The 22,665-nt window shown below is 37.2% G+C and carries 22 protein-coding genes; 2 read left to right on the top strand and 20 right to left on the bottom strand.

What is annotated here, in order from left to right; all coding sequences use genetic code 11:
• Nucleotides 1-122: 122 nt before the first annotated feature.
• From AC1RPY_RS01535 to AC1RPY_RS01515, 5 genes are all read right to left on the bottom strand, one after another.
• The gene (locus tag AC1RPY_RS01535) at nucleotides 123-551 is read right to left on the bottom strand and encodes a nuclear transport factor 2 family protein (RefSeq protein ID WP_481760893.1); all 429 of its coding nucleotides are present in this window, start codon (nucleotides 549-551) and stop codon (nucleotides 123-125) included.
• On the bottom strand, nucleotides 548-718 hold the full coding sequence (locus tag AC1RPY_RS01530; protein WP_481760894.1) for a hypothetical protein: 171 nt from the start codon (nucleotides 716-718) through the stop codon (nucleotides 548-550). The genes AC1RPY_RS01535 and AC1RPY_RS01530 overlap by 4 nt, the downstream gene beginning before the upstream one ends.
• A gap of 350 nt (nucleotides 719-1,068) precedes the next feature.
• Nucleotides 1,069-6,018 (bottom strand): MucBP domain-containing protein, encoded by a 4,950-nt coding sequence (locus AC1RPY_RS01525; protein WP_481760895.1) that lies wholly within the window; start codon nucleotides 6,016-6,018, stop codon nucleotides 1,069-1,071.
• Nucleotides 6,019-6,405: 387 nt separating this feature from the next.
• A complete protein-coding gene (locus AC1RPY_RS01520; RefSeq protein WP_481760896.1) occupies nucleotides 6,406-6,999 on the bottom strand; it encodes a DUF1700 domain-containing protein in 594 nt (197 codons plus the stop codon).
• Between the two features lie 2 nt (nucleotides 7,000-7,001).
• A complete protein-coding gene (locus AC1RPY_RS01515; protein ID WP_409021630.1) occupies nucleotides 7,002-7,307 on the bottom strand; it encodes a PadR family transcriptional regulator in 306 nt (101 codons plus the stop codon).
• Between the two features lie 544 nt (nucleotides 7,308-7,851).
• Between AC1RPY_RS01515 and AC1RPY_RS01510 the strand changes: the two genes are divergently transcribed.
• Nucleotides 7,852-8,136, top strand: coding sequence for a hypothetical protein (locus tag AC1RPY_RS01510; protein ID WP_481760897.1), 285 nt, complete (start codon nucleotides 7,852-7,854; stop codon nucleotides 8,134-8,136).
• 75 nt (nucleotides 8,137-8,211) lie between these two features.
• On the opposite strand, the gene AC1RPY_RS01505 is transcribed toward AC1RPY_RS01510, so the two are convergent.
• The 3 genes from AC1RPY_RS01505 to AC1RPY_RS01495 form a co-directional block, all read right to left on the bottom strand.
• Complete coding sequence (locus AC1RPY_RS01505) at nucleotides 8,212-9,354, bottom strand: low temperature requirement protein A (protein WP_481760898.1); 1,143 nt, start codon at nucleotides 9,352-9,354, stop codon at nucleotides 8,212-8,214.
• Nucleotides 9,355-9,587: 233 nt separating this feature from the next.
• On the bottom strand, nucleotides 9,588-9,878 hold the full coding sequence (locus AC1RPY_RS01500; RefSeq protein WP_481760899.1) for a hypothetical protein: 291 nt from the start codon (nucleotides 9,876-9,878) through the stop codon (nucleotides 9,588-9,590).
• 159 nt (nucleotides 9,879-10,037) lie between these two features.
• A complete protein-coding gene (locus AC1RPY_RS01495; RefSeq protein WP_481760900.1) occupies nucleotides 10,038-11,357 on the bottom strand; it encodes a replication-associated recombination protein A in 1,320 nt (439 codons plus the stop codon).
• A 94-nt stretch (nucleotides 11,358-11,451) separates the two neighbouring features.
• On the opposite strand from AC1RPY_RS01495, the gene AC1RPY_RS01490 reads away from it, so the two are divergent.
• Nucleotides 11,452-12,270: a MerR family transcriptional regulator gene (locus tag AC1RPY_RS01490; protein WP_481760901.1), complete on the top strand. Its 819-nt coding sequence runs from the start codon at nucleotides 11,452-11,454 to the stop codon at nucleotides 12,268-12,270.
• A gap of 134 nt (nucleotides 12,271-12,404) precedes the next feature.
• Here AC1RPY_RS01490 and AC1RPY_RS01485 read toward each other — a convergent pair whose 3' ends face one another.
• The 12 genes from AC1RPY_RS01485 to AC1RPY_RS01430 form a co-directional block, all read right to left on the bottom strand.
• Nucleotides 12,405-13,355 carry a zinc-binding dehydrogenase gene (locus AC1RPY_RS01485; protein ID WP_481760902.1) on the bottom strand — a complete coding sequence of 317 codons (951 nt, stop codon included), beginning with the start codon at nucleotides 13,353-13,355 and terminating at the stop codon, nucleotides 12,405-12,407.
• 198 nt (nucleotides 13,356-13,553) lie between these two features.
• Nucleotides 13,554-13,904, bottom strand: coding sequence for a YisL family protein (locus AC1RPY_RS01480; RefSeq protein ID WP_409021639.1), 351 nt, complete (start codon nucleotides 13,902-13,904; stop codon nucleotides 13,554-13,556).
• A gap of 210 nt (nucleotides 13,905-14,114) precedes the next feature.
• Entirely contained in the window at nucleotides 14,115-15,341 is a 1,227-nt protein-coding gene (locus AC1RPY_RS01475; RefSeq protein WP_481760903.1) for a tyrosine-type recombinase/integrase, read from the bottom strand.
• On the bottom strand, nucleotides 15,328-15,540 hold the full coding sequence (locus AC1RPY_RS01470; protein ID WP_003599276.1) for a DUF3173 domain-containing protein: 213 nt from the start codon (nucleotides 15,538-15,540) through the stop codon (nucleotides 15,328-15,330). Before AC1RPY_RS01470 ends, AC1RPY_RS01475 begins: the two co-directional genes overlap by 14 nt.
• A complete protein-coding gene (locus tag AC1RPY_RS01465; protein ID WP_481760904.1) occupies nucleotides 15,541-16,413 on the bottom strand; it encodes a rolling circle replication-associated protein in 873 nt (290 codons plus the stop codon). It lies immediately after the preceding gene.
• Between the two features lie 25 nt (nucleotides 16,414-16,438).
• Entirely contained in the window at nucleotides 16,439-17,914 is a 1,476-nt protein-coding gene (locus AC1RPY_RS01460; protein WP_481760905.1) for an FtsK/SpoIIIE domain-containing protein, read from the bottom strand.
• Nucleotides 17,886-18,080: a hypothetical protein gene (locus AC1RPY_RS01455; RefSeq protein WP_481760906.1), complete on the bottom strand. Its 195-nt coding sequence runs from the start codon at nucleotides 18,078-18,080 to the stop codon at nucleotides 17,886-17,888. Before AC1RPY_RS01455 ends, AC1RPY_RS01460 begins: the two co-directional genes overlap by 29 nt.
• Before the next feature lie 8 nt (nucleotides 18,081-18,088).
• Nucleotides 18,089-18,478, bottom strand: coding sequence for a hypothetical protein (locus AC1RPY_RS01450; protein ID WP_481760907.1), 390 nt, complete (start codon nucleotides 18,476-18,478; stop codon nucleotides 18,089-18,091).
• Between the two features lie 211 nt (nucleotides 18,479-18,689).
• A complete protein-coding gene (locus tag AC1RPY_RS01445) occupies nucleotides 18,690-19,472 on the bottom strand; it encodes a hypothetical protein (RefSeq protein WP_481760908.1) in 783 nt (260 codons plus the stop codon).
• A gap of 15 nt (nucleotides 19,473-19,487) precedes the next feature.
• Nucleotides 19,488-20,579 carry a GmrSD restriction endonuclease domain-containing protein gene (locus AC1RPY_RS01440; protein WP_003588255.1) on the bottom strand — a complete coding sequence of 364 codons (1,092 nt, stop codon included), beginning with the start codon at nucleotides 20,577-20,579 and terminating at the stop codon, nucleotides 19,488-19,490.
• Nucleotides 20,569-21,531, bottom strand: coding sequence for an adenine-specific methyltransferase EcoRI family protein (locus AC1RPY_RS01435; protein WP_481760909.1), 963 nt, complete (start codon nucleotides 21,529-21,531; stop codon nucleotides 20,569-20,571). The genes AC1RPY_RS01440 and AC1RPY_RS01435 overlap by 11 nt, the downstream gene beginning before the upstream one ends.
• Before the next feature lie 17 nt (nucleotides 21,532-21,548).
• Nucleotides 21,549-22,460 carry an abortive infection family protein gene (locus AC1RPY_RS01430; RefSeq protein ID WP_481760910.1) on the bottom strand — a complete coding sequence of 304 codons (912 nt, stop codon included), beginning with the start codon at nucleotides 22,458-22,460 and terminating at the stop codon, nucleotides 21,549-21,551.
• Between the last annotated feature and the right edge of the window lie 205 nt (nucleotides 22,461-22,665).

Genomic DNA, 22,665 nt, shown 5'->3' with positions numbered 1-22,665 from the left:
GCGAAGCAAACTCTATTTTGTCGGCATTCTTTTGTAAATCACTAATTGTGTATATTTTGTGCCTTCAAAATAGTTAAGAGAACTGTTTCAGTATATCGTGAATAAAGGTTAACTTCACCTTTTTAAACAATACTTTTAGCTTTACCAAAATCCATATCCATTGGTCGAATAAATGACCAAGTTGAGTGGATTACTTTCCAGCCATCTTCTTCTTTTTGATAAACTTCAATACAATTGTATTGCATATCAATCAACGTCGTTTTTGCATATAGTTGATATGTTAAAACAGCCATATCATCGACTGCTTGCACTCGTGGATATTCAAAATCGTAACTGTCAGCAAATAGTTTTCCTTCAACATTAGCTAAAACTGATTCTTTTATGTCTTCATAACTATCAACACGTCTTTTAACAGCACCGTCAAAATACGAAAACTGTTTTTGTGACCAAATATTTAGGTAACCCGAAGTGTCCCCTTTGAACCACTTATCCAACGCACCCTTTTCTAGTGCAATAATCTCTTCATTTAATTTGTTATTTGTATTAATCATTTTTTCTCCTTATTTATAAATTGGTCAGATTTCATGCCATAGCGATGTGCCTCTTGAATATCTCCCAGTTTGAATACCTTTTCAAGGTCTCTACTGAACCCCCCATCATGATAAAAACCTGCTGATCTTTTTTTAATTGACTTTTTTTGAAGTGGCATAAGCTTCATCAACAGCCTCAATAATTAGTACTTGCGGTATATTATCAACATAGACTATCTCGTTACGTCACAGTCAACCAAAAAGCATTAATTGAATCCGCTTAAGTATATTGACTATCCTTAAGCGTAACAGGTTACAATTTTTAAGAATAATTCCCGCGTTAACATTATTCTTCATTTTGATACCATTTATTGGTGTTGGCAACATTTACACGACCGAATTATGTTTGAATTCTCTTTGAAAATAAAAAAAGAAAGACCAATTCGAAAATGAATTGGTCTTTCCAAAATTTACCCACCAACACTCGTTGACATAGGGGTCTTAAGACTTCTTCTACTCATTCTATAATCTTAGAATTTTACTTTTTAGCCTTTTTTGATTTTTTTCTACCTATCATAAAGATAACTGATGTTGCGAGTAATGCAGCACCTAATAACGTTACCAAAAGACTTGTTGCCTCATTTGTTTGAGGAAGATTTCCTGTATCACTCTTTGTATTATTTGCTTTGCTTACTGTATTTGAGTGAGTGTTTCCTTCAGGAACATCCGTCAACGTTTCTGTTGTTGTATTTCCTTTTGAATTATCTGTTGGTGGTGTTACCGGCGGTGTCACTACTGTTTTATCTTCATCTTTAACATAAACATACGTGACTGTTTGTGCCGTATCCGTGAAGATACCTTTAGCATTACTTGGCGCCTCTTTCAACATCCAACCTGAAAGTTGTTTCTCTTTAGATGTATATGCGTCACCAATCTTACCAGAGAATGTTACTGAAGCTGATAATTCATTACCATCTTTATCAACATATTTTACAGTGACATCTTTAGCAGCTGATCTCGTATAAACATACGTAACTGTTTGAGTCTTATCTGTAAATGTTCCTTCTGCATTTTTAGGAGTCGTTTTAACATTCCAACCTGCAATACGTTTAGCAGTTGTCTTGTATGAATCTCCTAATTTACCAGAAAGATTATCTGGTGTTGCTAGCTCGTTGCCTTTTTCATCTACATACTTAACTGTTACAGCTTCAGCATCTGTTTTTTCATACACATACGTAACTGTTTGGGCTTTATCCGTAAATGTTCCGTTGGCGTTACTTGGCGTTTCTTTTAACGTCCAACCTACTAATTCCTTAGCGGTTGTCTTGTAGTCAGCGTCAATTTTACCAGATAAAACATCTGATGTTGCTAACTCGTTACCTTTTCCATCTACATATTTGACCGTCACATCAGCTGCATCTGCTTTTTCATACACATACGTAACCGTTTGTGCAGCATCTGTGAATATTCCTTGTGCATTCTTTGGTACTTCTTTTAACGTCCAACCTGATAATACTTTGGCATCAGTTGTATAAGCATCCCCAACTTTTCCTGAAAGCGTATCAGCTTTAGTTAAATCATTCCCACTTCCATCAACATATCTAACTGTAACAGGGACAGCATCTGCTTTTTCATACACATACTTAACTGTCTGAGCTTTATCCGTAAATACTCCCGTTGCGTTTTCAGGTATTTCTTTTAATGTCCATCCTGAAATATTTTTAGCGGTTGTACTATATGGATTTGATACTTTTCCTGAAAGCACATCTGATTTAGCTAATTCATTTCCGTCTACATCAACGTATTTAACCGTGATATCAGCTGCATCCGCTTTTTCATACACATATGTGACTGTTTGTGCGGTCTCTGTAAATGTCCCACTTGCATTCGTTGGTGTTTCTTTCAACGTCCATCCTGAAATATTTTTAGCAGTTGTACTGTATGGATTTGATACTTTTCCTGAAAGTACATCTGATGTTGCTAATTCTTTTCCATCTGCATCGACATACTTAACTGTAACGTCAGCCGCATCCGCTCTTTCGTAGACATATGTGACTGTTTGTTTATCAGCAGTAAACTTACCACTTGCGTTACTTGGTGTTTCTTTCAATGTCCATCCTGAAATAACAGCAGCATCTGATGTATAAACATCACCAAAATCACCAGTAAGTTCTTTTGAATCAGCTACCGATTTACCATTTTCATCGACATATTTAACAGTCACTGGTGCAGAAGTTTTCTTATAAACATAGTTAACTGTTACTGCATCAGCCCCAAACTTACCAGAAACGTTACCTTCTACTTTTACAAAGTCGTAACCTGAAATCTCTTTTTGAGTTGTCGTATATGGATCATCGAAGTACCCACTTTGGACAACATCATCAGCAAGTTTATTACCATCTACATCTACATAATTTGCAGTAACATCAGCGCTAGCACGAATTAATTGTGTGCCTATTGCACCAGTTTCAACAACTTGCAACTTGTTAATTGCGATACCAAAACTGTTGTAAGCACCACGTGTTTCTTGAACAGCGCGTGACACTTTCGTTGTTTCAGCTGGTTTATTACTAATTAATGTTGAATCTGAAATTTCAGATTCTTTAGGCGCAACTAGATCAAATGATAATGTAACTCCCTTACCTTGGGCCCATTCAACTCCGTCATTAAGCGTAATTTTGTATGAATGAATGGTTGACCAATCAGCTACTTTATCAGCTGTTACCCAAGTTGCATCTTCAGCCCCAGTTGGGTCAACAATTTTAGCCGTTCCTGCTGGATAATTTGTATTCTTATCTAATATACCGGCACGTTTAGGATTTTTAGATGTACTATATAAAACAGTCATCTTATTTTCCCATGCACTTGGTAAAGTAATGGCCCCATCTAATTTCATTTCATAAGCCGAATTACGTGCTGCACCATCGGTAATATTTGAATCTCCGACAGATGGTAAAACATCTAAGAACTGCATTGATGTAATTTTATCATCTGTATTATTTGTTAATGTTGCTTGATAAGTGGCTTTTTTGCCGACTGTAACATTACCTAAATCGCCAAACTTATCATCTTTATCACCTTTAATACTTGCATCAACATCAATATTTGATTCTTGATTTAACACATATGAATTACCTGTTTTAATAATTGGTGTGTCTGTTTTACCATCTTTATCAATATCATCTGTATCAACAGATTTTACTGTATCCGTTAAAAGTGGTTCATCACCTGTCGGTTTCACAGCTGTATAATCAGTATCACCAATTGTTCCTGTCATGTTAAATGTCATATTAGGTGTCGCATCTTTTGAAATATTAATTTTAAATTGACCATTAAGGAATTTACCGGCTACTAATTTGTCGCCATTCATTGTTACTTTAACGAGTTGTCTTCCAGTACCTTTGTAATCCTTATCATATAATTCAGCGCTATAGTTCGTTGAAGCAACGCTTTCTTTGAACGTTACACCTGTTGGTAATAGCACATAACTCAGATAAGGTCCTGATAAAGGTGAAATTGATGCCTTATTATTTTCTATTGAAGTTAAGACAGTATTTTCACCTTCATTAACTGTACTTCCGACTGTATTTAGTAAACTAACTGAAGCTTTAACAACTTTTGTTTCACCGGTTGTTTTTGCTGCGACTTCAACGTGACGAGGCGCAATTCGATCTGTATAAACCTGACCATTTTCACCCTTAAATGCCTCTGCCCATGGGTTAGATGTGTAATCAACATATCGAGCTGCTTCAAAACCTGTTTCATCAGGTGCCTGAACGCCATAGAAAGTCATATCCATTTTATTAGTTATTTGACCAGTGAATCCTTTATCAATCGTTGCGTTAACTTTCATCCCGCTATTATACAATCCAGCTGGAGCCATTTTAACGGTTTTTTTACTTTCTGGATCATAGGTTGCAGATGCAGCTATGTCTCTATTTGCTGGAACTTTTGTTATCTTCTCATCATGGAACCACAGCCAAATATTAGCCACTTTTTTCCCATCCGGAATACCTAACTGAGCACGTGTGTAATTGGCGTTAGTCTTCATATCCATATTGAGTAATGTCCAGTTATCATCAACTTTTCCATCTGTTTCGTATTTTACCAACATAGCAAATGGTACTTTAGCTTTTGTTGGTGAAAAAGTTGGTAAATTATTGTTTGGCATGTAATAAAAATTACCCGTTGTAAAACTATCAAGATTTAAATGCGTATCCACATCATAATAAATATTATAATAAGAAAATCCAATATAAGGTGATGTCGCATTTTGTGAGGATAATGTTAATCCATAACTTAGATAAGCATCATCGTTAACTGTCACATCCGGGTCAATTAATGTAGCTGATGCCACGCCACCGTTTCCATCTTTTGGTCCTAAATGATTAGTTGGAAATGCTGATCCACCAGGAATTGGAATTGGAACTTCCTTAGGATCATTGGGCATAACCATAACCGTTGATTTAATTGGTGCTGTACTATTTACACTACCATCAAGGAAAGTTGCTGTTGAACTCACTGTATTCGTTATCTGTGAATAATAGGCAGCCTTGTCAGTTACTTTTGCTTGGATAGTCACATTTTTTTCAAAGAAATCAGTCACAGCTGCTTTTTGTTCAGCGTAACTTGGTGCTGTATATTCCCAGGTTAATGTTCTACCATCTGTACTGACACTCGGTTCTTGTGCGCCATCTTTTACACCATAGTAGTCTATTCCAGCGCCTAATTTATAGGTCACGTTAACTTTAGAACCTTCTTTAACATACAGTGCGCCTAATTCCTTTTTCGGCGCACTAACCCCTACACCATAGTTTACAATATCGCCACGATTAGGATTATTATATGTTTGTCCTTCAATACTAGTAACTTTATTTGTCATAGCATAATTATTATTTGCTGTTATATTAATTGAAGTTTTAGAATCATAGCTTTTATTTTCGCCATTCTGATCCGTTCCAGTAAATGTTGCTGCTGTGTCTAATTTTGTATTAGGCATAATTGCGCCATTTGCTGTTCCTATTTTTATAATTACTTTATTTGCTGTTCTTGCATTAAGCGTATCAAAATGATAATTCAATACACCTTTATCTTTATCATAAATTGGTGTGACGCCCGCAATTTTAAGTTCTGATAAATCTTGCGTAAATGTCATATTTTCATTTAAATTACTTGGTAACGTAACCTTTATATCGGCATTGGTAAATGAGGTGTTCTTACCTGAAATTTTAAAATATAAATTAAAATTAGCCAATTGGCCAGCTTCAATCGTATCTTTCTGTGCTTCAACTGTAAGATCCGTATTTGTATCTCCAGTACGAGTCATACCTGTCTCTGCTTTTGTCGCTTTTTTAGCAGTTGACGCCGTAGCTGCTTTTGAAGATGACGTTTCTGTCGTTGGATTAAGGTCCTGCGCAAACACAGAAGATAATGGTAATTGCGTGAACAACGTTATCATTGTTGTTGCGATAGTTAGCCCCTTTTTCATTTGTCATGCCCCCTTGTAAGTAATAACCTATTAAATAATATGCCGCCCCCGGCACAAATTAATTGTAACATCACAACAATCTTATGTAAACGTTTACGGCTTGCACTATTTAATCGTCTTTCCAAAAAAATAAAAGGGCATCGAAATCCTATTAAAAATGGATTTTAATGCCCTTTTATACTACCGTAATTCTAACTTACCACATTTATTAAATCAGACGTGGTCATTTAGAAATAAAACGTTCGGAACCAACTATGTTCACCCTCATATTTAAATACTGACAAATCAAAACCTGATAATGCGTAACTAGTAAACATGACTATAGCGCCAAACCAGATCAGAAATAAACTAATTTTCAACCAATTACGTCTTATATATTCAATCATTTTAAGCGACCTCCTTCAATTGTCTTCTGAATAAACGAATTAACCAGCGTGTCAGACTAATCGAATATTTAATTAAATATTTCGTTGAATACCAGGTCATTGCGATGAATAAAATACCAACACCTACAATTACAAAACTTACCCCAAATTGCATCAATCCAACGTTAAAACCTTGATTAAACATATCAAATGGCGATAGTCCTAAACTAATCACGCCACTGATAATAAATGAGGTAGCGATTACGCCTGCAATCATTGGTACTAACCATATTAAAAAATAAACTGTGGCAATTAGAATAGCAGCCGTCAGCAATAGCGGTCCCCATACAGGTGCTCCTAGGATAAGTAAAATGACAATCAAAACGATTATTGGTGTCGATAACTTTTTTTGTATTTTTGGTCGGTCATTTTGAATCAAACGTATCGCAATTTGACTTGGATTTTCTAAACTTAGAATAATATCTGTCACAGATTCGCCCGCTTCTAAACGGTCATCAATCATCTCGTCATAATAATCAAGTGTATTATCAATGTCTGCCGCTTGATAATGTTTAAGTTCTTCTTCTAGCTCTACAATAAATTTTCTCTTACTCATCGTTACACTCCCTTTATGTAATCGTAAACGTTTATTACCTGTTGCCAATCATCTAAAAATTCTTGAATATCTACTAATCCCGCCTCAGTTATGTGATAATATTTTCGCAATCGACCATTGTGTTCAACACTGTAACTCTCAATAGCGCCTTGTTTTTCTAGTCGTTTCAAAATGGGATAAAGAGTTGAATCTGAAAGTTCAATCACGCTTGAGGTGTCTTTAATAATTTGGTAACCATAAGAATCTGATGTCCTCAGCGTCGCTAACACGCAAAATTCTAATAACCCTTTTTTCATCTGTATATTCATCAACTCACTCCTTTCAAAATCAATACTATACGTTACATAGTATAATGTCAAACGATATATTATTTTATCCAAAAAAATCGACAATGTCAGTAAGACAACATTGTCGATTAAGTGGATTATTAATAATAGCTTTACTCTGTAGAACTGCCAAAAAGTTCATTGTAAGGCTATTTATTTTTTGCTTTAAAGTATTGTACAATTGGTCTCAATAAGAATATGCCTAACAGATAAATCCTAACATCATAAAAAATCGAACTGACTAAACTATCTTTAATAAAGAATGACAAGATTATTAAACATAAAGATAGGCTACCAAGAACAGAAAGGGTTTCATTCATATAATCTTTATATTTTTTCATTTTCATATCCTAACTAAAGCTATTATTTTTTTCAAATTGATAATAACACCTCGTTTTATCTTTGTCTATTTTAAACGATCTTATCAATTTAACCAGTAAGAAGACAGATAAGATTACATCAAATTAATTTTGTAGTATATTAAAATAAATATTAATTCATATCATTATGAAGGGTGGTCCTATCAATGAAAAAAATATTTAAAACTGATAACAATCAAGTGAAGTGGCTAATGAGAATCGGTATCGCACTCTGTATATTGGGCCCATGGATTGCCTTTTTAAATGGAATTGTCGGCTTATCTTTAGCTGGTTTAGGACTTTCTGCTGTTACAGATTCTATTCTCAACTTACCCTTCTTTCAGAAAAATTTTTTTTACTGCTTATTATCAATCCTTTTAATGCTATTGGTTGCTATCATCATTCTCATTTATATCCTTCTAATCATACTGCTACTAAATATACAATTTTAATCATAAACACTGTAAAAATGATTCTTCAATTAAAAAACTAGCTGATAAACCCAAATTAGGTTTATCAGCTAGTTTTCAGTTTTTAATGTCATAACTTTGATTCTGTTTCGTTCGTTTAATCATATAGTGTACATACATTGCAGAGTTCGCAATGGTCACTAATACCGTTATACTCACAATTTCTGGAAAATTGTTAAATATTAAGCTTAATATTACACCCACTATAGTTGTCGTTGTAAAGAATCCAATGACCACATTACCCAATCGTAAGTATTTTTTATTATACGGACTGGTTAAGAATAACCCTAAATAAAATAACGATATACCTAAATATAGACATAGTACTGAAAAGTTTTTAGGTATTTCGATTTCACTAATAAAACCTAACGAAATAGTGACTAAACTTAAGCCAAACAAGACAAAGTAATGAATATAAATTAATCGAATACCTGTTTCACCCGAACGATTTTCATCAATATAATGATCCATTTGAGTAATATAGGTCATAAAAAGTGCACCGATAATCATGAATATTAAAATTGAATAAAAATTAAATGTTTTAACGGTGAAATACGAGGCAATACCGAGAATACTTTCTCCAAATGTAATAATTGTTAATAGTGTTAGACGCTCTAATATATGTGGAAAATTAAGTGGGTGGAGTTTCAAAACTGAACCACCAAGAGCTGGTAATATCCAACTCACTGCAATACCCAGCAAGAATACCGCAATGCCTATGTTTAGTGGCAAAAAGGAGCCAATAAATACGAGTAATGTTCTTGTTGCAACAATCAACATCATTAGTTTAGCAATTTTTTTATCATCCTTTTTAGCAGCTGTCAGGTATACCGTGCCATATTGAACAACTAATACTGTGGATAATAGCCCTGTTGCAATTGCAAATGGTTGGAACCAATTATGGATATCCCCCTCAAAAGCATTGGACATATAAAGTAAAATTGCCATATCAATCATAAAAAGAATAATATCAGTCATCGAGTTTTTTCTATATCGATTAATAAAAACACTCTTAATCATCCATGTGTTAATAAAAACGACCATTACCACTGAAAAGATAATAAATGCACTAATCATACTTGATGTGCTTACTTGAAAATGATGAAGTAAATCCGTAGCTTGTGAAATTGCGTATGCAAAGACTAAATCATAAAATAATTCAGGTAATTCAACTTTCTTTTTTCTGACTTGTTCTACCATTTTAATTCCCTCGTTTTTTTAAAATTAATGAGTTAGATTACTCTACAAATCGTTTAAATACTACTAAAGACATTTTATTATAGCACCTTTTTCCAATTTATCTGAACTATATGAATAGCTAAATAAAAGAACCATCTGGATAAGCACTTTTAGAGAAGCAACTATCTAGATGGCCCTTTATTAATTTTGTAGATACAATTAATAAACGATTATATTTTAAAAGAATCTCTTAATTAATAAGAATCTTTGCCGTTCCTATAAATATCATTACCATCATAGATCTTATCGTTCACTTTAAAATGATTATCCACTTTAATGACAATGTCATTCCCAATCCAATAATTTTTTGGCGTCAATTTTAAAAATCCAAGTTTATTCTTTGCTCCCGATTTGAAACTTTCCATCTCACTTTTATTTATCTCACTCCGTACATACTTAGTCACGCCATCTTGAAATTTAATCACTAAAAATAAATTTGGTAACATGCCGACTTCGTTTATGCTAGGTATCCCATTGTTAGCCATTAGTATGCCTCCTCTTTACTAATCGTTTTTCTCGTATCCACTTTCGTTGTAAGACGCTTAAGTAATACATTCAACCTATATAAAAAAACAAAGTACTGATTACTCAGTACTTTGTCTACGTCTGAAGTATTCTCATCTCAAAAATACTTTCTATTTATTCTATCCATTTATTTGGTGCCATGCTTTTATTTGGGCTAAACGCTCTTTAAAACGTCGTTCCTTACCTTCGCTGGTTGGTTTATAATATCGATGTCCTGCTACGGAAGGTGGCATGGTACTCATAGTCGTTAACTTATCTTTGGCATAATGAGCTAATTCGTACCCTTTACCGTACCCTAGATCTTTCATTAATTTGGTAGGCGCATTACGTATTTGTAATGGTACGGGATCATTGGCCGTGGTTTTAACATCTTTAGCTGCAGCTAATCTTGCCTTATAAACGGCATTTGATTTAGGTGCCAGAGACAAGTAGGTTACTGCTTCCACTAAGTGAACATCACATTCAGGCATACCAATGAATTGGCATGCCTGAAAAACATTAATTGTCACATTGAGTGCATTCGTATCTGCTAACCCGATATCTTCACTTGCAAATCGAACAAGTCGCCGTGCTATATATATCGGGTCTTCTCCGCCTTCTAGCATTCGGGACAGCCAATAAATAGCAGCATCGACATCACTATTACGCATCGATTTGTGCAAAGCTGAAATTATATTATAGTGTTCTTCCCCATTTTTATCATAACGGACAAATCTTTTATTAATCAATTGGCTTAAATTATCCATCGTCACCGTAACGATATTATCAGCTTTTTCACCATTCAGAACTGCCATTTCCAAGGTATTTAATGCCATTCTGGCATCACCATCTGCAAAATTAGCAATCGCTTGAATTTCATCAGAACTAATGTGGATTGTTTGTTCTTCAAATCCGTCCGGGTTGCTGAGCGCGTTTTCGATTAATACAACAATATCTGCCTGTTTAAGCGCATGCAGTACAAATACTTTACACCGGGATAATAACGCTGAATTCACTTCAAAAGACGGATTTTCAGTTGTAGCACCGATTAAAGTAATACTACCTCTTTCAACATAAGGCAAAAATGCATCTTGTTGTGCTTTATTAAAGCGATGTATTTCATCGACGAAAACAATGGTTTTTTGACCAATTTCACAATCTAACTCCGCTTGTTTCATAATTTTTTTTATCTTACTAATACTACTATCAACTGCACTAAAGCTTAAAAAATTAGATTCAGTTTTACTTGCTATAATTTCGGCTAAAGTTGTTTTACCAACACCAGGTGGACCCCAAAAAATCATTGAAGGAACTTGATCACTTTCAATAATTTCTCGTAATATTTTGTTAGGGCCAAGTAGATTCTGTTGACCAACAAATTCTTCTAATTTTCGTGGTCGAACTCGACTGGCTAATGGTGAATTTTGAGGTTGATTAGAGAAAAGAGATTCCTGTTTCATTGATCAAACCACCTTTCTTTTAAGTCTGAATTTTTTCATGTTATACTTAATCATACACTGTACCGTTACGTTACAGACAATAAAGGAGCCTTATATGTTAAAAATAAGTGAGATGGCCAAATTAGCTAACACAACTCGCCGTACATTAATCTTTTATGACCAAGAAAATATTTTTAAACCTGCCCAAAAAAACGAATCTGGTTATCGTTATTATGATTATGACCAATTATACGATTTGCTATTTATACTTGGTTTACGTAGTTTAGATATTTCAGTAGCTGATATCAAGGAAATTAAAATCCATTCAAAAGGCGTACCAACACCTCAATTACTGAATGCTCAAGGTAAAATTGATAAAAAGATTGACGAATTAGTTAAAATTAAAAATGTTATCAACAAAAAAATTGAAGAACAATCTGTTACTAAGGACACTACCCTATATCAGCCCAAGATAGAAAACCGAATGAAAACAATTTTTTGGTGTTCTCGTCAATCCGTAGGTTGTACTGAGGAAGAAGTCGCTCAATTATTTTCAGAATTCTATAAACAATTAGACGCATTAGCTGTTATGGATACAACACAATCTGGATTTTTTACAACATTGGCTGTTGATAATCCAATCGGTTACGCTGAAGCGTCTTTTAGAGTTATCAAAGAAAAACTTACAGATGATCATGACGTTTTTATCCCAATCATGGAAAAACATGCAGGTAATTACGCATGTATTTTAGTGGAAAACAATGAAGCTGGTATCCATCAAGGATTAACTAAACTAAAATCATTCTGTCAAAAAAATAAGTTAAAAACCGCAGACTATTTATGGCAGCTTAATTCTGGCGACACCCTTATTAAAACTGGTTCCTCAAAATACGGCTGGCTTGAGTTTGCCATTTTGAATGAAAAGATTGAATAGACAAGAAAAAAAATTAGGCAACCTTCCTCCGGTTTAATACCGAAGACAAGTTACCTAAAGATGTGAAGTGAACCCAAATATTGGAAACTTAGAAACTACTTTTTTAGATTAGTTAAATAATTCAATCTGACACTCTAGTCGTTAGTAACAATAACCTGTCCGATTGGACGGTCTTTTTCCATCAAATAGCGATGAGCGTCTTGAATATCATCTAGTTTAAAAACTTTAGAAATCGGAAAGTGAAACTGTTTTTCATTAATAATATTAAACAACTCATTAACCATAGAACTATCAACATTAGATGAATCAAAAACTGTCGCGTACTTATTCGCCAAGTTGATGAACGGGTCAAAGTCTTTCCATAACCATTCCCCACTCAATTGACCAACTAACGTGTAAAACCCTCCTGTTTTAAGATGTGCTAAGGAATCCTCTACAGTTGTAGTACCTACCACGTCAATTATCACATCAAATTTGTTACTTGTTTCAATATGATTATCTTGATCTAATATGACTTCATTAGCTCCTAAAGTATATAGCAACTCTTTACGGTTGTTTTGCCTTGTTGTACTAGATACAGAAAGTCCAAATCCCTTTCCTAACAATAACGCAGCCATTCCAACTCCAGTAGTTCCACCACGAATTAATAAAGATTGACCTTCCTTAAATCGTGTTGCTTTTAAAGCCCCAAAAGCAGTATAGAAAGTTTCAGGATAACTGGCTAACTCTATCCAAGTTCCATTGAATGTTACAGGATAAATGATATTATCAGGAACTAAAGCATATTCTTGATAACTACCATCAAATTCACGCCCAAGGCCACCCATAAAAATTACGACCTTTTGTCCTTTTTCTAAGTTACTTTCCTGTGAAGGCTCATAGACCTCACCAACAGCTTCAACACCTATTACTCTCGGAAATTTAACTGAAGGTGATCCACCTTCTCTAGTTAGCACCTCATAACGGTGTACTGGAAAAGCATGAATCTTTATAACTGTTTTATTTTGAGTTGGATTTGGAATTGAGCGTTCGACAATTTCCAGTACTTCTGGGCCACCTGATTTTTTTACAACAACTGATTTCATAATAATTAACCCCCATTAAGTATTTTTTATACATTTACAATATACATAAATATATACTATCTTGTTACGTCACAGTCAAGTTAGAGTGCTCAGCAAATAGAATTATATCGATTAAATGCATTTTATTTAAATTGTTTAAAATAAAAACACCGCATAATACTTAGATTTTCGCCTAAATATTATGTAGTATTTTATTGTCTAAATAAAAGGTCTTCCACCTGCGAGCATTAATCCTAAAACACCCACACATAGGCAACAGATGCCTACCGCGTAGATGATACTTTTATTTAATTGCTTTTTATTTTTTCGTGCAAAGGTCATTTCAGTTAGTCCAATAAATATTAAGGCAACAACTAATTTAATGGCCGTTAAAATTGGATTTCCTTGCCATGCGTACCCTAGCAACATAATACCACTAGCAATTGAAATCAAATATCCCAGTCTCGTAATCATTTGATAAATTTTTGTATTAGTATTTGTAAAAATTGTGAGCGCCACTAGAACCGCTATCACAACCCAAGTAATCAAATGTATCCATAACCAAATCATAGTTAATCTCCTTTTATATCAATCTTACTGTTAGCTTATCATTATCCATCATTAAATCAAGGATTCAAAATTATTTAAACGATTGTGATTACTTTCATGCAAAAAAAATAATCCTTATACTAAAGGATTATCATTTTTAAGCTTATTCCCATTCAATTATAACGGTCGATTACAATCGTTGTTACAACGGCATTTATGCCAGTTTATTATTCATTGGCGGAGCTGCGGCGGAGCAACAGTCTGATTACCATTAAACTTCACCTTAGATTCCTTTGGTGCTGCATAGGTTATATGACCTGACATCATCTGTGCTAGTTCCTTATCTGCACCAACATACATGTGCGCATAGTGCCTTAACGTAATTTCCGGGGATGAGTGCCCCAGCCGTTTAGACAGAACAAGCACTGATACATTGAACTCATTAATCAAGTAACTAGCATGACTATGCCGAAGTCCTTTCCCTTGTATCGGGTGAACATTGGCCAACTTGGCGTACCGATGGATTATCCGCATGAGCGTTGATTTCAGCATCGGGCTTCCGTCATAGCTAAAGACAAAATCATCCTGCTTACCAAAACCATTCTGAGTTTGACGTTTTTTCCAAACACGGAGCACCTTCAAAGTATCCCGATCTATGGAGATAGTTCTCAAACCGCTATCAGTTTTAGTGTAGTCATGCCGTTCCCAATTTTGTTTGGTCTTGATTACCAGCATGTGAGTAACGCGTAATTGTGCATGCGTGAAGTCCACGTCCGCCCATTGTAGCGCCATCCCCTCATTAACACGAACACCCGTCATAAAGTAAACATACAGCATGACAAAGTTCAGGTGTTCGTAGTAGTCGCTAGTACAAATCTGGTTTAGTACAGCTTGAAACTCACTCTTAGTCCAATACGGCACCGTAGCACGTCCCTTAGGTATCGCCTTAACACGCTTTGACACATTACTAGGTAAGTAATTCATCTCAACCGCAAAATCCAGCGATTTACGAAACATACCAAAGACCAAACTTGCATAGCTCTGTGAGTAACCAGCATCTGTAAGCAGCCAGTTCCTAAAGCCCTGAACCTGCCTAACATCTAGCTTTCGTAATTCTATATCTCCAAATTTTTGTACGAAGACGTTTAATGAAGTCTTACGCGTTTCAAACGTTTCTTTTTGTACGCTAGCTTGGTATGCAGGAATATACGATTTTCGCATGTACACGCCATAGGTTAACGCATAGACGGTATGGCCGCTCTCGCGATCAAATTCTGCTTTCAGTCGTACAACTTCCCTGTGCGCAGCAGTCGCTGACTTGAACAACTGGCCATCCGCGTCTTTTTGACTCTTTTTCCGGATTCTTTTTCCGGTACTTTCATCCACCCCCAACTGTATATCATAGTAGTAGCGGCCATTTTGGCCACTGTATACACCAGCGAACTTAGTCTTTGGCATCGTCTGCATCCTTTCGAATGGATGCTCCAATAATTGCCTCAACCGCTGCAACCGGTACCCGACCTAGGCGCCGATTGGTATAAAACTCATATCCTTGTTGTACCATGCTCCGCTTTGCTTGTCTAATTAATTCAGCAGCAGTATTCTCACGATAACCAAGCGATATCAGGTCTTTCTTCGTAACCGTGTTGTTTTCCATTCAAGGGCCTCCTCCATTCCCAAAATCGACCGTATTTTTTAGTTTCCAGACGGTCTTTATATCGTTGTCCTGCGCTAACTTGCCATCGCTCGTAATATCAATCTGGTAAATTGCTACATCTGTTTCCAGCGCACTATCTGGGCTGTCCAAGTGCCCAACAACAAAATTCGGTCTAAAAATTGCGAAATAACTTTCATCTAGATCCCAGTAATCCACAGTCGGCTGCTTTAGTCCATGGCTCACAAAGTACCGTGGTTGATGATATGCGTGCGGTATTTGTAGAAGTTCTTTAGTTATATATTTGGTAATATAGTTAGCTGCCTTACGCTTGTCGGCAATATGGCTTACCGTACTAAAACCCTTTTCCCAGCTATCTGCATTGTATATCTGCAATCCCTTTTTCTTAATTAGCCGCTGACTCTTGGGGTAACGTGCAGGCGTTAAAGGTGGGGCAAGTCCGCCAGTAACGCCATGAAAATGAATTCTACCCGATGAAGGATGAAGTTCAGGAATAAATAGGTAGTCAAACCTACCGAACTTTTCGCGCTGATACTTCAACCAAGCACGCAGCCGCCTTCGTGCATACTCATAGTTCTTTGCATTCACCTTCGAGTCATCAAACGTAAGCGTCCAAAACAAATTGAACGAATTTGCCTCTAGATAGTATTTCACCTTTCTCTTAATCCTAAATGCCTGCTGCACGAGTTGGGTTTCATCACTATATGACACATTTATAGGCATATTCGACTCTGGATTTTTCAATAATTTTGGAGATTTGTGAACCCTTGGCACGCCATATTTCACAATTTCGATATGATCTTCAAATGTAATAACTTTGGCGTTGTACTCATACTCACCGCTATTCTTGCTCATTTTTTCAGCTTATCTTGCCTGTATGTCAAGTAACAGGCAAGTCCTCGCTGGCAGTCGCAGCTTGTGGCGTTCCGCCACCGCCACGCCTACCAGCAAGCATTGTAAGTGTTGCTTTAAACGGCAGTTTATCTTCATCATATTTTGGCGGTAAAAATGCTTTTGGCCCATCCCAATTCAAACCATCCAGCCAAATGACACCACCAAATTCTTTTGCATCAATTAACGGTAAATCATGGTGACTCTCTCCAAACACCTCCTGAGCTTGCTGAGGCGACGTTCTACCTAAGCTGATCCGCATCCCTAGCGAACTCCTGGCCTCTGTTGGGAGCGCAGACGCAGGCATCATTTGCCCCGCTACAATAACCGAGATAGAACTCTGCCGTCCCTTTGTAATCAAGGACAACAGTTTGGCGTTGAATTGGGGATATAGTTTGTCGGCTGTTTTCCTCTGCTGATCCTCAGCCTTCATGTTTGCAACCAGCGACAGTAGCTCATCGACAACAAGGAGAATCGTACCCTGATGAAATTTTTCGCAATGCGTAATATCCCGCTCATCATCGGGATCTGCATTTAGCTCCTTGTATCGCTGATCCATGATTTTGCACAATTCGTCAACGAGCTGAATTGCCTCTTCCGTATTCATGGCAACCTTACCAATACGCTTCATCGACTGACCCAAGAACGCTGCCTTACCATCGATCGTATACACGACATTATCGGGATTATTTACCAAGAAGGATATAATCAGGCCCTTTAGCAAACTAGTTTTCCCCGTTCCTGTTGGACCGACTATCAACCCCATCGGCTGTTTAGATGTTAGCGACATTCTGCCAGTCAATTGAATATTGATCTTTTCGCTTGTCTGCAACGCGTCCAAACGGTTGATTGTAATTCGCTCATCCTTATTGTGAGTTAGGTTAATTTCGATAATGCCGTTTCCAGACTTCTTATCACGAATTTCCCAGTAAGCTGTCGTCTCCTTGGTGAGGAATGCAACCAGGCGGCGTCCAATATCCGCTTCGAAATCCGAGCTGACACGGCCACCCGTTAGTAGCGTGATCTTAACTTCATCATTCGAGACCACATATCCCCATCTTACGTATGCGACATGGCCAGTCACGCCTTGCTTAATCAAATTAACGTTTTCCGAAAATTGCCAAAGCAAACGTTCCATCTTCCAACGTTCAACTGGCGAATATCTACTGTGGAGATATCTCCAAGCCCCAGCAAGAGACACAACTACTCCAAGTAGTCCAAGCATCAGGATAATTGGCCATAGATCTAATTCCGATTTTTGGCCAATTATTTTAGCCCACGTCCACTTAGCGCAGCTCCAGAGAATGATTAGCACTGTAACACATGCCCAGACCTTAAACAATAATCTTGACCGTACCTGCTTGCGTTGATCAACCTCATCAATGGATTCATAGATGCTCAGCTTCGCAGTATGCGTAGAGACTGGCAAAAATCTGCTAATTGTTTCCCTTGCGTTTTTTATCATTCAAGAACTCCTCTTCAAAGTCTCCTACTTGCTGGCCGGTAAAAATTCTGTACGCAGCTGCAATCAAAGACTCAATTCTTTTAACATCGAATGCGTCACGGTTCGTGAGACAATATTGAGCTTCATTCAAGTACGCCCAAACAGATAGCTTCTTTTTTTCACTCATACCTACGCCTACTTCCCATCGCTAATATTCATAACAAGCTTCACGTCACGCCAGCCACTAGTACGCCCCGCGCTCCACTTAAGCATTACCTTGGCGTCTTTCAATTCAATCTCTGTGCCCAAAAGTTCTGCCTCAGAAATTTCCAGCAGATCCTTCTCATCCCCAACAAGTTCCAGTGCATACGTCTTTAAGTCCTCTACCCCGTCGCCAGATTTCTCCAATGTTTTGGCAAGTTCAGCATCTACTATGTGGCATACTACCTTTGCGACCGATCCGTTGATTGGATCACCGTTATCTGCGTAGCGCGGACTTTTTGATACCGATACCACGCGAGCTGCTTTTGGCTTCTCAACGTTGCTAATTTCAACTTCTGAAAGTTTGACCTTGGCTAGTTTCATGCATTTCTCCTTTTCTGGATAAACATCCAACACAGTTTTAATAGACTAACTTTTATCAAAGGCCTTTGATTGACTACATCTTATCTTCAATTACGCCCAATATATATATCAGGCTTCGCCAATGTCTTGACACCCGAAAAACCGGGTATTGACGTATCGGAAAAGATGTGTATCAAAAAAGGCGAAGTTTTTAAAACTTCGCCCTAAGTGACTATTTTGATATTTGTTGGAGAAACCGATTCATTATCAGCGGTGTTACCCGATAATCAACAAATCTTTTTAATGGTTCACCAAGTTGCTTAAGTTCGAGAACCTCACCTAACCCTTCTCTCGAGACACCGCCAGAATCAATCTTATCTATTAGTGGGATTCCTGCGGCAATGCTTTCGTTATCAGCACTACTTTCGAAGTCAATTACTGTCGCTATTTTCGTTTCTTGATTCCGAACTCTTGTGAATTTGTCCCACTCATTCAGCAAGTCGCTTTTTATTCCTTCATATATTTGTTGAATCGTATTGTTCGGAATCCTAAGAGGCTGTGTCTGCTTTATATCATTAATAAGGCTACCTAGTCGGTTATTTTGGAATTGCGCTTCATTACACACTGACTCAAATACATTAGGCAGATAGTTTCTAATTTCATAATTAGACCCCCAAATGCACTCATACACATCCTTAAAATTCAAGGTATCTACAAATCGTAGATAGTACTTGGAAGAAGGCACTAGATAAGGATTCTGACGCGTATCCAATCGGGGAATAGGTGCGGTTATGGAGTCAACCATCGAATAACTTACTTCGTGTTGGTAACTTGGAGCCTCATTATACTCTTTTGCATTCTTGAACCCAGCAGTTTGATATTTGGATACGCCCTGCTCCTTCATACGCCGCTTGAGTCTTTCTGAAAACACCCTGTAGATAAACCAGACCGTATCTCCATATTCGCCGAATGCTTTTTCCCTCGCGGCTACAGTGCTCATATCTATTCGTACCATATTAGCTCCTTGGCATTATACTCCGGATTTTTTTCGATTGTCGTCTTTGCACAGCATTTGCAAATTGGAGAGTACTGTATGCCCACCTTGAGACCAAGGAGTAATATGATCGCCCTCCATCTCGTCGTACTCAAAATGCTTGCCGCATACCGGACAGATTCCATTCTGTTTTGCGTATGCTGCTCGCTTGTCCTTAGGCTTAAATGCCCGAATTGATAATACGCGCTCTGGCCCGCCAAGCACGTACTCAAATATCCCCTTCTGCTTGGTAACATCCTCGTCCTCTATCAGCTCGCTAACTCTAGCTTCGAGCGTAGCCGGATTATACGTATTCTCATGATAAGTATCGTATAGAAACCCCCATTCAATCCCCTTCATCAGCTTACGATAGTTAGGAAAAATAGAGGTTGTCCAATTAATTACGTTTTGAAAGTATAGCCACAGTTCGATTGCCGTTTCATCGTGCTGGTGCTGCGCCATGTACTCCTCAAGCTCAATATCCTGTTTCGACGAGATCCACTTGAGTGTGGTTTCCAAAAAGTCTTGTCGAATAGCAGAACCATTTAAATAGTCGCCGCCAATCTGATATGCGGGACACTGTGATTTCGAAAAGTACTTCTTGGCATCTGTCAACCATGGCCCCGTATAGATTGCATTTCTAAGTTCTTGTGCAGTAAGCTGTTCCCCAACAGTATTGATCACTTTGAACCAATCCAATTTTTCTCGATCTGTACCAGTACAAATATAAACCGTCAGAGGATAGTCCAATATTTGCTGCTGTTCTTCCTGTGTGAGCGTGTGAAAGTACTGGAAATTGATGGAGTAATCACCCTGTACAAATTGACATATTGAGATTGTTCGCTGCTGTCCATCTAAAATTTCATAGTGTCCATCTTCTGCAACAACCCAATACATAACATTCAGTGGGAACCCCTTGCGGACGGTATTAATAACTTCATCACGTTGCTTAGGTTTGTAGACGAATTCACGCTGAAAGGCCGGACGAATATTTAATTTTCCGTCATATCCATATACACCATCTTCATCGGAATCTACATATCCGTTTACGATTTGGCTTACTGGAATATCCTTTTTCTCAATTTGCATGCGTTTGGCCTCCCTTGTTGCGAATTAACACTCTCTTGTACATTGATTTAACGGTGCCATCTTTTTTAGTCAACAAAAGCCCTGAACTTTTTACATCAACAATTTCAAACTGATCTGGATTGTACCGCGTCATGTAAGTAATTGGCACACCAATGACACCAAAGTAGTCACAAGGAATATCCGCAACACGGGATACCTCAATGGCATCATAGTTATCATATTTTGGATATATCTCTGGAGAATAGTTCTTGAAGATTGTCAGCTTTTCGTGACGTTGTGTCGTATCTAAGTTGGTATACCAGCAAATGTTTCCCATTCTCCGCCATTTTTGTCCATTTTCATCAATCTTGAAATCCGTTTTCTTCGCCTCATAGCTTTCAGGTACCTTAAACCAAAAGTGTCCAGAATTGTACCCTAGCCAAATTTCGTTGGCCATAATTAAAGGCAGTACCTCTTTATAGGTAATTGCGTTGAGATTACCAATCACTAGGAATGTTTTGTGAAAAGCTCTTAACTGTGCGATGTAATCAGTAAATAGACTGAAAGGGGGATTGGTTACGACAATATCGGCTTCTTTAAGTAACTGAATTGCTTCCGGACTTCGAAAATCGCCATCTCCAGTTAGTGGTGTTTCAACGTAATCCGGTAAAAATGCAAGTTGTCCAATCTTGTCATCTTGTCTAATTATTTCCAATTTATAACTGGGTTTGTCGGATTCATAGTGCGTAGATATTAGTTTTTTTAGGCCTAACATGTAAAAGTTAATCTGAAAGTATTTCCAGAAATTACTGATGGCTGGATCATCACAATTACAAAACACAACCTTATCCTTGAAATACTCACGATAATGGCGTAGCTCGTTTTCAATCATTGAAATATTAGTATAAAACTCATCTGTTTTTCCAGCACGTGATACATGAAGGTTACTGTTTGTTTGCTTTTTCACGTTCATTACTCCAATTTATTATTTTATCTCTGTACATGTCTGTCATTGACTCTGAGATAGTAGGTAGCCAGACTAACAGACGTATTGAGTAGTAGTTCCGCCTCTGCTGCCTGAATTTTTACTCGTTCATTGCTAGCATGTGCATCGCCATCTTTATTGCGCATTTCTGCGATTAAATCGGTGATTCCATTTAAGTGACTAATCATTTTCGTAATACGTGGATTCCACTCCCGAGAAGGTCTCATTCCCAATGTTTTAACCACCAAATTACGATATTGACCAATATCGCCATTACGCTTACACTTTACGTCGTTATCGGACAATATTTGAAGAAACACCTCTTCGATAAGTGTTCTAGCCTTTGTAACTACGCTGTCAAAATCATTATCCTGCAAGTCATCTTGTCCCTGCGCCAACAACTCTGAAATGTATCCTGAATTGATCCTCTTGATCGGCACGAGGACTTTTACATTCTCATCTGCTGCGATAATTTCCCACGAATTACCACTAGATACGAGTTTTAAGTTGCTGTAGAGAAGAATGGCGTTTATCTCTCTGATTACGCGCTGCTTAATTGCGTCTGCTACAATCAGGATGTCCTTAGATTCATCACCAGTAAGGCCTTCCAGAATAAAGTTATCAATTTCCTTCAGTTGCGAAAACTGACTTCCAGAAAGATACTCATTAATCACCGGTCGCAACTGTGCTGGTGAAAATAGAAACGATAATAAAGAAGCCGTTCGATCATTTGCATGAGTTGCACTGATTATCGAACTCATTCGGCGTAATCTGTTTGAACCTTCTGGATTTGGAGAACCAAATCTGGATCCCAGAGCGTCAAGATCTGCATTTGTTCGGTAAGTTATCCACGGTCGGTCAATCAAGAAAGTTGTAATATCTGTGTTTTCCAGTAATTCAAAATTTTCTGACTCCAATGCCTTTCCCCCCACAGTATTAATAACTTATTTAATTATATATCCTAAGCCCATAAATACCAAGCACTCTACTGTGTATTCTCGCAAGTTCATTTTTCCGCCAGACTAAAAAAGGCCACCAGAACCAAGTAAGTTCTAGCAGTCTTAAATGAGTTTTCGATTGATTGTCCACCATAATTAGGCGGAGTTTCGGCGGAGCACCATA

The organism is Dellaglioa sp. CoH-56-MRSF-12 (assembly GCF_056782075.1).
The sequence above is the reverse complement of the archived record's forward strand: the minus strand, read 5'-3'. Positions and strand labels throughout refer to the sequence as shown.